This is a genomic window from Streptomyces sp. WAC05292 (genome assembly GCF_003949955.1).
Lineage (GTDB): Bacteria > Actinomycetota > Actinomycetes > Streptomycetales > Streptomycetaceae > Streptomyces > Streptomyces globosus.
On sequence record NZ_RPSE01000199.1, the window covers coordinates 1 to 10,962 of the forward strand.

The window sequence follows — 10,962 nt, forward strand, 5'->3', positions numbered from 1 at the left end:
CCTCGTCGGCGCGCGGCAGCCGCCGGTGGCCCTCGGAGTGGTCGTTGACCCAGCCGCAGACCCCGCACGCGTACCGCCCGTCGAGCCCCGCAGGCGGCCCGTCGGCCCCGTCGCGGCGCGCCCGTCACACGGCTCCTGCCGCAGCGCACGGGATGGCGCCGTGCGACCGTTCGTGACCCGGATGCGACCGCCATGCGACCGGATCCGACCGGAATACCGCACCGAACTCGGGTTCCCCTTGAGTCGGTTGGGGGAAGGAGGATCCCCACACAGCCGCGCCGACCTCGGGGAGGGGCACGTGCTCAGCAGCTCGCACCGCGCCGCACAGCATGCGGACGTCGTCATCGTAGGAGCCGGAGTCTCAGGACTCGCGGCGGCACAGCACCTGATCGCGGCGGGGGTCACCGTCACCGTCCTGGAGGCCGCGCAGGACACCGGCGGCCGCATGGCCACCGAGCACGCGGACGGGTTCCGGCTCGACCGGGTCGGCCAGTTGCTCAACACCTCGTACACGGAACTCGACCGGACACCCGGCCTCGCCGCCCTCGTACTGCGGCCCTTCGCGCCCGGCGTCCTCGTCCACGCCGAAGGCAGGCAGCTGCGCGCCGGGGCCCGGACCCCCGCCCGCGCACTGGCCAGCGGCTCCTTCGACCAGGCCCGGCTCAGCGCCTACCTCGGGCGGCTCTCCGCCCTGCCCGCCGACCGCATCCTGGCCCGGCCCGAGCGCACCGCCGCGCAGGCCCTGCGCACCCGGGGCATGGGCAGCACCCTGCGGCCGCTGCTCTCCGCCCTGCTGCGCGACCCGGACCTCACCACCTCCAGCCGGGTCGCCGACCTGGCCCTGCGCAGCTTCGCCCGGGGGCGGCTCGCCGTGCCCGAGGGAGGCGCCGCGGCCCTGCCCCGGCTGCTCGCCGCCGGACTGCCGCCGGGCACCGTCCGCACCGGCGTCCGCGTCCGGTCGGTGGCCACCAACCTCGTCACCACCGAGGACCACGGCGACTTCGCCTGCCGCTCCCTCGTCCTCGCCACCGGCGCGCGCGCCGCCGCCGGGCTCCTGCCGGGCCTGCGGGTCCCCGCCTTCCACGAGGTCACCGTCATCCACCACGCCACCGCTGCCCCCCTGCCCTGGGACGGCTCGCTCCTCCTCGACGGCGACCCCCGCCGGCCCGTCGCCCACACCGCCGTGATGAGCGCGGTCGACCCGACGCGGGCGCCCGCCGGCCGCAGCCTCGTCACCACCACCGTGCTCGGCCCGCCGCCGCCCGTGCGCGCCGTCGCCTCACGGCTCGCCCGCCTGTACGACACGGCCACCCGCGACTGGGAGCTCCTCGCCGTCCACCACGCCCCCGAGGCCGTCCCCGCGATGCCGCCCCCGTACGACCTGCGGCGCCCGGTCCGCGTCCTCGCCGGGCTGTACGTGTGCGGCGACCACCGCGACGCCAACACCGTCCAGGGCGCCCTGCACTCGGCCCGCCGCGCCGCCGGCGCCGTCCTGCGCGACTTCGGCATCCGGCTCCCCGCGGGCGCCGGGGACGCCCTGCCGGCGGTGGCCTGAGAACCACAGAGGCCCGGTGCCCGGCCCCCCTCCGACGGGGCGGCCGGGCCCGACCGCCCGCACGCCGGCTACGACAGCGCCGCGACCCGGTCCCGGTACGTCCGCACCGCCGAGGCGTCCCGGTAGGGCTCCAGCCTGCGCTCGAAGTCCCGTACGTACTCCACCGCGCGCACCGAGCGCATCTCCATGGCCTGCTGCGCCGCCTCCGCACCGAGCGAGCACGCCTGGTCCAGCTCGCCCAACCCCAGGCGGGCCGTGGCCAGCACCACCTTGCAGAAGAGGCGCGAGCGGGCGTACGCCGGCGCGCGCAGCTGGAGCGAGCGCTCCGCGTGCTGGGCCGCGGCCCGGTACTGCTGGAGGTCGCGGTGGCAGTGCCCGAACTCGTCGGCGAGCGTCCCCTCGTCGAAGGACTTCGCCCAGTGCGGCACGTCGTCCCCGGGCCGCGCCGCGCCCAGGCACCGCTCGGCCCGCACCAGCGACGCCGTCGCGGCCCGGACCTCGCCGAGCACCGCGTGGCCCCGGGCCTCCGCCGCGTGCAGCAGCGCCTGGACCAGCGGCGCAGGGCCTGAGCCGACACCCTGCTGGGCGACCCGGGCCAGCTGCACCGCCTCCCGGCCGTGCCCCAGGTACACGGCCTGCCGGCTCATCGTGACCAGCACGTACGCCCCGTACGGCCGGTCCGCGGCCGCCTGCGCGAGCCGCAGCGCCTGCACGAAGTACCGCTGCGCCAGCCCGTGCGCGGCGATGTCGTACGAGGTCCAGCCCGCCAGCCGGGTCAGGTCGGCGGCGGCCGCGAACAGCCGGCGGCCGACCGTCTCCCCGTACGTGCCGCGGAGCATCGGCTCCGCCTCGTGCTCCAGGTAGCGCACCAGCGCCTGGCGGGCGTGCCCGCCGCCGTACGCCTGGTCCAGGGTCCGGAACAGCTCGCCGACCGAGCGCAGCGCCGCGATGTCGCCGCCGGTGACGCGCTGGCCGGGGCCGCGGTCGATCTGGCGCTGGCGCGGGACGCTGCCGCGCCCCTGGAGGGGCACCCGGGGGGCGCCCGCGGCCGGGTCGGCGCCGCGCCCGACCCGCTCGTCGGGCCGGCCGATCAGCCAGTCGCGGCTGGGCACGACCAGCCCCGCCGGAGTGAAGGCGATCTTCCGCAGCTCGGCGTGGGAGCCCGAGTCCTTGCGCCACAGCCCGCTGGCGATGTCCACGGCCTCCTCCGGGGTGGCCGCGAACTCCAGGCCGGCGTAGACGGGGGCGCAGGCGTCCAGGCCCAGGTCCTGTGCGGAGAGCCGGCGGCCCAGACGCCGGGTGAAGACCTCGGCGATGAGCGCCGGGGTCGTCCCGCGGGGCTGCTGCCCGCGCAGCCACCGGGTCACGGAGGTCTTGTCGTACCGGAGGTCGAGGCCGTGCTCCAGGCCCAGCTGGTCGACGCGCCGGGCCAGACCGGCGTTGGAGAAACCGGCTTCCGCGATCAGCGCCGCGAGCTGGCGGTTGGGGACGTGCTGCGCGGGTCGTTCCGTCATCGGCTCCACGGTTTCCTGACGTGTCGGACCGGGGTCCCGGCCCTGTGAACGGCGTGAATGTAGCGGCGAACCGTCGCCGTGCCGCCCTCTCTGCCCCATATTCATCCGATCGTGTGCAGAATCGGCAGGGCTCTTTACGGCCGCGTCGACGCCGGCCGCGTACGCTGCGCCCCATGACCCCCAGGCCCACCAGGGCGGACCCGTCCGCCGCCGCTCCCGCGCCGCTGCCCGCGCCCGAGATCACCGAGGCCGAGTGCCGCCGGTGCGGCACCTACATCGCGGGGCTCGACGGGCGGTACGCGTGCGGGGTCTGCGGCTGGGTCAACGACCACTCCGAGGGCCACCGGCGGCTGCCGCGCGCCGACGAGGACCCCGACCGGCCTCCCGCGGGCCGCAGGCCGCCCCGGCTGCTGCCCGGACCGCCCCCGCCGGAGAACGGCGGCTGAGCAGCGGCCGGGGGCCGGTCCGGGGCCGGTCCGGGGCCGACCCCCCGGGGGGTCCCGGAGGGGGCGCCGTACCCTTGGCTCGTGCGATACCTGCACACAGCAGTTTCAACGAGGAGGCGCTGCCGTGGCTGAGCTGGAATTCGTCCACCTGGGCTTCGGGCCGGACTACGTCGAGTACACCGAGGCGTGGGACGAGCAGCGCCGGGTCCACGCGGCGCGCTTCGCGGACGAGACCGGCGACACCTGCCTGCTGCTGGAGCACCAGCCCGTGTACACGGCCGGGCGGCGCACCGCCGACAGCGAGCGCCCCCTGGACGGCACCCCCGTCGTGGACGTCGACCGCGGCGGCAAGATCACCTGGCACGGCCCCGGCCAGCTCGTCGGCTACCCGATCATGAAGCTGCCCCGGCCCGTCGACGTCGTCGCGCACGTGCGCCGCCTGGAGGAGGCGCTGATCCGCACCGCCGCCGACTTCGGCCTGGAGACCACCCGCGTCGAGGGCCGCTCCGGGGTGTGGGTGCTCGGCGACCCCGTCGAGGAGCGCCCCCTGATCGGCGGCCTCTCCCTCGACCTCGACCCCCGCCTCCACGACGACGAGTTCGACCCCCGGCTGAACGGCCCCGAGTACGCCCCCTCCAACGCGGGCCAGCGCCGCGAGGACCGCAAGCTCGCCGCGATCGGCATCCGCGTCGCCAAGGGCGTCACGATGCACGGCTTCTCGCTGAACGTGAACCCCGACAACACCTGGTTCGACCGGATCGTGCCCTGCGGCATCCGCGACGCCGGTGTGACCTCGCTCTCGTACGAACTGGGGCGCGAGATCACCGTCGCCGAGGTGGTGCCGGTGGCGGAGAAGCACCTGAGGGACGTCCTGGAGAACGCCGACCTGCGGCCGCGCGCGGCCGAGGGCGCGGCGGGGGCGTAGCCGTCGGGGAATGGGCCCGCCCCTCCACGGGTTGGCCGACGTAAGAGCGTACGAAATTACGGGCGTACCCTGGTGGTCGCCGAGGAATCGAAGTCACAGGGAGCCGGTCGTGAGCGCAGTCGCACCCGACGGACGCAAGATGCTGCGCCTGGAGGTCCGCAACAGCCAGACCCCCATCGAGCGCAAGCCCGAGTGGATCAAGACCCGGGCGAAGATGGGTCCCGAGTACACGAAGATGCAGAACCTCGTGAAGGGCGAGGGCCTGCACACCGTGTGCCAGGAGGCCGGCTGTCCGAACATCTACGAGTGCTGGGAGGACCGCGAGGCCACCTTCCTCATCGGCGGCGACCAGTGCACCCGGCGCTGCGACTTCTGCCAGATCGACACGGGCAAGCCCGAGGCCCTGGACCGGGACGAGCCCCGCCGCGTCGGCGAGTCCGTCGTCACCATGGACCTGAACTACGCCACCATCACCGGCGTCGCCCGCGACGACCTGGCCGACGGCGGCGCCTGGCTGTACGCCGAGACCGTGCGCCAGATCCACGAGCAGACGGCGGGCCGCGAGGCCGGCCGCACCAAGGTCGAGCTGCTCGCCCCCGACTTCAACGCCGTCCCGGAGCTGCTGGAGGAGGTCTTCGCCTCCCGCCCCGAGGTCTTCGCGCACAACGTCGAGACCGTCCCGCGGATCTTCCGCCGCATCCGGCCCGGCTTCCGCTACGAGCGCTCCCTCGAAGTGATCACCAAGGCGCGCGAGTACGGCCTGGTCACCAAGTCGAACCTGATCCTCGGCATGGGCGAGGAGCGCGAGGAGGTCACGCAGGCCCTGCGCGACCTGCACGAGGCCGGCTGCGAGCTCATCACCATCACCCAGTACCTGCGGCCCTCGCCGCGCCACCACCCCGTGGAGCGCTGGGTGAAGCCGGCCGAGTTCGTCGAGCTGGCGAAGGAGGCCGAGGAGATCGGCTTCTCCGGCGTCATGTCCGGACCGCTGGTCCGCTCCTCGTACCGGGCCGGCCGCCTCTACCAGCAGGCGATGGAGAAGCGCAGCGGAGCGAACGCCCTCGCCTGAGGGCGGTGTGAACTCCCGCACAGATCATTACCGGACGGTAATACGCATGGACGCGGCCCGTAGGCTCTTCGTGGGAAGAGGACCCACGGGCCGCGTAAATGTTTCATCACCGTTTGACCGGCCGGCCACACCCTGGTAACACCGGACAGTGACCATGGGTCGACGCACCGCACACGCCGCCGGACCCGCCGCCGCCCCCCTGCAGTGCGCTCCAGACCCGCTCCAGACCGACGTGAGCACCGTGAAAGGGAACGAGACCATGCAGGCCGCGCCCGTACGCGCCATCGCCATCCCGTCGTTCACCCAGGCCTTCCGGGGCTTCGAGTCGCTCCTCATGAGCGGCGCCCGGCGCAACGCCTGGACCGCCGTCCTGGAGGACCGGCGCCGCGCCAGGGACCGCGTCGAAACCGAGCACGTACTCGAGGCCGCGGCGACCCGGCCCCCGCAGGCCACGTAAACTGCGCGTATGGCGAGGAAGTCAAACGCAGAGACTGCTGCGAACCCCGGGCGACTGAAGCAGATCGCCCTGACGTACAAGATGACGCGCAAGGCGGACCCGAAGGTCGGTCTGATCGTCGCGGGCGTGGGAATCGTCACCTTCGGTGTCTTCCTTGCGATCGGCTTCCTGATCGACCACCCGGTCTACCTGGGCATCCTGGGCTTCCTGGTGGCGTTCCTCGCGATGGCGATCGTCTTCGGCCGCCGCGCCGAGAGCGCCGCGTTCGGCCAGATGGAGGGGCAGCCGGGCGCCGCCGCGGCCGTCCTGGACAACGTCGGCCGCGGCTGGACCACCACCCCCGCCATCGCGATGAACCGCAGCCAGGACCTCGTCCACCGCGCCGTCGGCAAGGCCGGCGTCGTGCTGATCGCCGAGGGCAACCCGAACCGGGTCAAGGCCCTGCTGGCCGCCGAGAAGCGCAAGCTCGCCCGCATCATGCCGGACGTCCCGGTCCACGACTTCATCGTCGGCACCGGCGAGGGCCAGGTACCGCTGAAGAAGGTCCGCACCACCCTGCTGAAGCTGCCCCGCGTCCTCTCCGGCCCCCAGGTCACCCAGGCCAACGACAAGCTCCGCGCCATGGGCGACCTCATGAGCAACATGCCCCTGCCCAAGGGACCGATCCCCGGCCGCGGCGGTTCCGCTCGCCCGCCCCGCGGCGGAAAGATGCGCTGACCCCGCCGCCCTCGTATACGACGGCGCGCGCCGTACGCGGACGCGAACGGAAAGGGGCGCCCCCACGGCCATCCGGCCCGGGGGCGCCCCTTTCCGTTCGCGTGCGCTCAGATCCTGATCTGGACGGCGCGGGCGGCGCGGTCGTGGAGGCCGCGGCCGTCGCGGTCCCAGATCAGGGCCGGGATGGCGAGGGCGAGCAGCGCGGTGCGCAGCAGCACCCGGCCGAAGCCGAGGCGGCCGCCGTCCAGGGACACGACGCGCAGGCCCAGGAGGCGCTTGCCCGGGGTGGAGCCGACCGTGCCGACGGTCAGGAGGGTGAGGCCCAGGAACAGGGCGAGCGTCCAGTTGCCCGTCGCCGACATGTCGCCGCCCGTGATCAGCCCGTATGCGATCACCTGGCAGCCGATCCAGTCGATGACGACCGCGCCCAGCCGGCGTCCGAAGCGCGCCGCCGAGCCCGGGCCCTGCTCCGGCAGGCCGAGCTGCCGGCCCGGATAGCCGAACTCCACGCCCATGTCCTCGGCCGCCGCGCGGGGGCCGGAGAGCCACGATCCGATTGCTTGCCTGTTGTCCACCGGACCACGGTACCTGTGGTGCTCCCCGGCGCTTCGGGCGGACCCTGGTTAACTTGGGCGAAACAAATGGGTCATGCCTGAGAAATCCCGCCTGCTTATGGTCGGGTCAGCGTGCGGCACCGCACTGACGCACCACGAGCTATACAGCCCGTCCCTCCCCCGGGATCGGGAGTAGGAGGAGTTGGATGTTCCAGAACGCCGACGAGATCAAGAAGTACATCGCGGACAACGACGTCAAGTTCGTCGACGTCCGGTTCTGCGACCTGCCCGGTGTGATGCAGCACTTCACCATCCCGGCGAAGGCGTTCGACCCGGCCGAGGAGCTCGCCTTCGACGGCTCCTCGATCCGCGGCTTCCAGGCGATCCACGAGTCCGACATGGCGCTGCGTGCCGACATCAGCACCGCCCGCCTGGACCCGTTCCGCCGCGACAAGACGCTGAACATCAACTTCTTCATCCACGACCCGATCACGGGCGAGGCCTACAGCCGCGACCCGCGCAACATCGCGAAGAAGGCCGAGGCGTACCTCGCCTCCACCGGCATCGCCGACACGGCGTTCTTCGGGCCCGAGGCCGAGTTCTACATCTTCGACAGCGTGCGCTTCGCGACCACCGCGAACGAGGGCTTCTACCACATCGACTCCGAGGCCGGCGCCTGGAACACCGGCTCCGAGGAGAACAACCGCGGCTACAAGGTCCGCTACAAGGGCGGCTACTTCCCGGTCGCCCCGGTCGACCACTTCGCGGACCTGCGCGCCGAGATCTCCCTTGAGCTGGACGCCCAGGGCCTCCAGGTCGAGCGCCAGCACCACGAGGTCGGCACCGGCGGCCAGGCCGAGATCAACTACAAGTTCAACACGCTGCTCGCCGCGGCCGACGACCTGATGCTCTTCAAGTACATCGTGAAGAACGTCGCCTGGCGCAACGGCAAGACCGCCACCTTCATGCCGAAGCCGATCTTCGGCGACAACGGCTCGGGCATGCACGTCCACCAGTCGCTGTGGCAGGGCGGCGAGCCGCTCTTCTACGACGAGGCGGGCTACGCGGGCCTGTCGGACACCGCCCGCTACTACATCGGCGGCATCCTCAAGCACGCCCCGTCGCTGCTGGCCTTCACCAACCCGACGGTGAACTCGTACCACCGCCTGGTGCCGGGCTTCGAGGCGCCGGTGAACCTGGTGTACTCGCAGCGCAACCGCTCCGCCGCGATGCGCATCCCGATCACGGGCTCGAACCCGAAGGCGAAGCGCGTCGAGTTCCGCGCCCCGGACCCGTCCTCGAACCCGTACCTGGCGTTCTCGGCGCTGCTGCTGGCCGGCCTCGACGGCGTCAAGAACAAGATCGAGCCGATGGAGCCGATCGACAAGGACCTCTACGAGCTGGCTCCGGAGGAGCACGCGAACGTCCCGCAGGTCCCGACCAGCCTGGAGAACGTCCTCAAGGCCCTGGAGGACGACCACGAGTACCTCCTCGCCGGCGGCGTCTTCACCTCGGACCTGATCGAGACGTGGATCGACTACAAGCGCACCCACGAGATCGCGCCGATCGCGCTGCGCCCGCACCCGCACGAGTTCGAGCTCTACTTCGACCTCTAGAAACCGACGGGGCTCCCAGCCCCCGGTTCGACCTGCGGACCCCTCGCCAGTCGGCGAGGGGTCCGCAGTCTTTTGCTCACGCCTTCATGGCGGACCCGACGGGGCTGTCCCGCCCTTTCCCGGTCCGCCCGCTGACAGGCCGGGAAGGGCGGGAGTTCAGGCGCGGCCGTCGTGTTCGGCCGCGGTGGTGGGGCGGCATGCCTGGTCGCCTCGCACGTGGGCGTGCAGGTTGGGGCGGGCACCGGATGCCGAGTGGACCGGGATCGTCTCGTACCGTGCGCCGAGCGGCCGGCTGCACCGGCAGCAGGTTCGGAAGGCTGTCACAGGCTCCCCTTCGGGGGGCAGGACCAGACGTCGAACTGGACGCCGTTCCCGCCGTACTGGTCGCTTACGTGGCCGCGGTATGCCGCGCCGGGCTCAAGTGCTTCGCCGCATATGGCGCATGCCCGGCCGGCCCGCTGAGCCCACGAGAGGGCGTGCAACTCCGGCAGGGGCGCGTCGGCACAGACAAGAGCGGTCGTCGCTTGAGCTGTCATGCAGCCAGGATCTTGCGACTCTGCGTGCTGGTCGATACCCGGACGGTAATCTCACGGTGGGATGACTTTCCGTCTGCTGCTGTGTCTGGGGGCCGGCTGTGACCACACCGCTCGTACCGATCGAGCTGCCCGTGTGGGCTTGGGAGAAGGCAGAGGTGCGCGTGGTGCTCAAGGAGCGGAACGTCGCAGCGGTCTTCCGCCTGGTCCAGCAGTACAGGGGTGCGAGCCAGGCCCGCATCGCTGCCGCGGTCGGCATGACGCAGGCGCGCGTCAACGAGGTCATCAACGGGAGGCGGGAGGTCTGCCGCCTCGACGTGTACGAGCGGATCGCGGACGGCTTGAACATGCCCGACGACGCTCGGCACCTCCTCGGCCTGGCCGCTGGCAGGGAGAAAAGCGCAGGCGGCGCGGCGTTCGACCTGGCCGCGTTCCCCGAAGTGGTCCGGGTCTACTCGTCGCAAGCATCGGCCCGGGGCGAGATCCGACAGCAGGCCCGCGCCGCGGCAGAGCTCGACATCCTGGCCGTGCGCGGCCTCGGACTGATCGGCCTCAACGACTCCCTGCTGCGTGAGCACCTGTCCAGGGCCCAGGGGGCCCTGCGGGTCCGAGTGGCGCTGCTGCACCCCGAGGCGCCGGCGCTGGCCACAAGGGCAGCAGAGATCGGGGAGTCCGTCGAGTCCCTGGCGGGCGGCGTGCGCCTGGCCGAGGCCCGGCTGAGAGAACTCGCAGGGATCTGCGACATCCAGGTGTACCGCTACGCCATGCTGCCGACATGGCGGGTCGTTCGAACCGACCGCACCGTGTTCGTCGGTGCCTTCGATGCCGGGCGGGAGGGGCACGAGTCGGCCACCTACAAGGTGATGGAGACCCCGCACGGGCCCTTGTACCGGGGGTTCCGGCGGATGTTCGAGGCGGTCGTCGACGGGGCTGAGCGCACGGTCTGACAAGAAGAGGGGAAGCGGAGTGATCGAGGCGGAACTGAAGGCCCGCGTGCGCTCGCCCGAGGCGGTGAGGCGGGCGCTCGACAGCCGGGCCGCGGCCCGGACGGAGGTGTACCGGGACACCTACTACGACCGGCCCGACGGCAGCCTCGAGAAGGCCGGCCAGGAGCTGCGGGTGCGGACGATACAGGGCGCCGGTGAGACGCGGGCCGTGCTGACGTACAAGGGCGCCGCGGTCGACGCGGAGTCGGGGTCGAAGCCGGAGCACGAGACCCGCGTCGAGGATGCCCCGGCCGTGCACGCGATGCTGGCCGGTCTTGGCTACGTCCCGGTCATCGCCTTCGAGAAGCGGTGCCGGAACTACGACATCGAGGACCGCGGGCGGCGGATGCTCGCCACGCTGGTCCGGGTGCCGGAGATCGGCGGGACGTACCTCGAACTGGAGACCCTCGCGGCCGAGCACGACGTCGCCGACGCGCTGGCCGACGTCCGGGCGGTGCTGGCCGACCTCGGCATCGCCGACGAGGACCTGACGCGTGAGCTGTACACGGACGCCGTGGCGGCGGCCGCCACGGACGCCATCCGCATCGCCCTGGAACTCTGGTCCGCCACGGACACCCCCTGCACGGGCC

Annotated in this window: 11 protein-coding genes; 9 read left to right on the forward strand and 2 right to left on the reverse strand. The window is 72.6% G+C overall.

The features are described from left to right. Nucleotides 1-298 precede the first annotated feature (298 nt). Nucleotides 299-1,555, forward strand: a complete 1,257-nt coding sequence (locus EF903_RS20145; protein WP_260615650.1) for an NAD(P)/FAD-dependent oxidoreductase — start codon at nucleotides 299-301, stop codon at nucleotides 1,553-1,555. Between the two features lie 68 nt (nucleotides 1,556-1,623). Here the strand turns inward: EF903_RS20145 and EF903_RS20150 are convergent, their stop codons facing one another. Next, the gene (locus EF903_RS20150) at nucleotides 1,624-3,069 is read right to left on the reverse strand and encodes a regulator (RefSeq protein ID WP_125545137.1); all 1,446 of its coding nucleotides are present in this window, start codon (nucleotides 3,067-3,069) and stop codon (nucleotides 1,624-1,626) included. Nucleotides 3,070-3,242: 173 nt separating this feature from the next. On the opposite strand from EF903_RS20150, the gene EF903_RS20155 reads away from it, so the two are divergent. The 5 genes from EF903_RS20155 (at nucleotide 3,243) to EF903_RS20175 (ending at nucleotide 6,683) form a co-directional block, all read left to right on the forward strand. Next, a complete protein-coding gene (locus EF903_RS20155; protein WP_125545139.1) occupies nucleotides 3,243-3,515 on the forward strand; it encodes a hypothetical protein in 273 nt (90 codons plus the stop codon). Between the two features lie 124 nt (nucleotides 3,516-3,639). Continuing rightward, on the forward strand, nucleotides 3,640-4,440 hold the full coding sequence (gene lipB / locus EF903_RS20160; RefSeq protein ID WP_125545141.1) for a lipoyl(octanoyl) transferase LipB: 801 nt from the start codon (nucleotides 3,640-3,642) through the stop codon (nucleotides 4,438-4,440). Between the two features lie 109 nt (nucleotides 4,441-4,549). Continuing rightward, entirely contained in the window at nucleotides 4,550-5,509 is a 960-nt protein-coding gene (lipA, locus tag EF903_RS20165) for a lipoyl synthase (RefSeq protein ID WP_125545143.1), read from the forward strand. Between the two features lie 259 nt (nucleotides 5,510-5,768). Further along, a complete protein-coding gene (locus EF903_RS20170; RefSeq protein WP_125545156.1) occupies nucleotides 5,769-5,966 on the forward strand; it encodes a hypothetical protein in 198 nt (65 codons plus the stop codon). A 9-nt stretch (nucleotides 5,967-5,975) separates the two neighbouring features. After that, on the forward strand, nucleotides 5,976-6,683 hold the full coding sequence (locus EF903_RS20175) for a DUF4191 domain-containing protein (RefSeq protein WP_125545145.1): 708 nt from the start codon (nucleotides 5,976-5,978) through the stop codon (nucleotides 6,681-6,683). A gap of 107 nt (nucleotides 6,684-6,790) precedes the next feature. Here EF903_RS20175 and EF903_RS20180 read toward each other — a convergent pair whose 3' ends face one another. Beyond that, nucleotides 6,791-7,258 (reverse strand): RDD family protein, encoded by a 468-nt coding sequence (locus EF903_RS20180; protein ID WP_125545147.1) that lies wholly within the window; start codon nucleotides 7,256-7,258, stop codon nucleotides 6,791-6,793. Nucleotides 7,259-7,443: 185 nt separating this feature from the next. Here EF903_RS20180 and glnA point away from each other — a divergent pair, with 185 nt between their 5' ends. The 3 genes from glnA to cyaB form a co-directional block, all read left to right on the forward strand. Next, complete coding sequence (glnA, locus tag EF903_RS20185; RefSeq protein WP_125545149.1) at nucleotides 7,444-8,853, forward strand: type I glutamate--ammonia ligase; 1,410 nt, start codon at nucleotides 7,444-7,446, stop codon at nucleotides 8,851-8,853. A gap of 634 nt (nucleotides 8,854-9,487) precedes the next feature. Further along, on the forward strand, nucleotides 9,488-10,333 hold the full coding sequence (locus tag EF903_RS20190) for a helix-turn-helix transcriptional regulator (RefSeq protein WP_125545151.1): 846 nt from the start codon (nucleotides 9,488-9,490) through the stop codon (nucleotides 10,331-10,333). A 19-nt stretch (nucleotides 10,334-10,352) separates the two neighbouring features. After that, on the forward strand, nucleotides 10,353-10,962 hold a 610-nt coding region (cyaB, locus tag EF903_RS20195), incomplete at its 3' end, for a class IV adenylate cyclase (protein ID WP_125545154.1).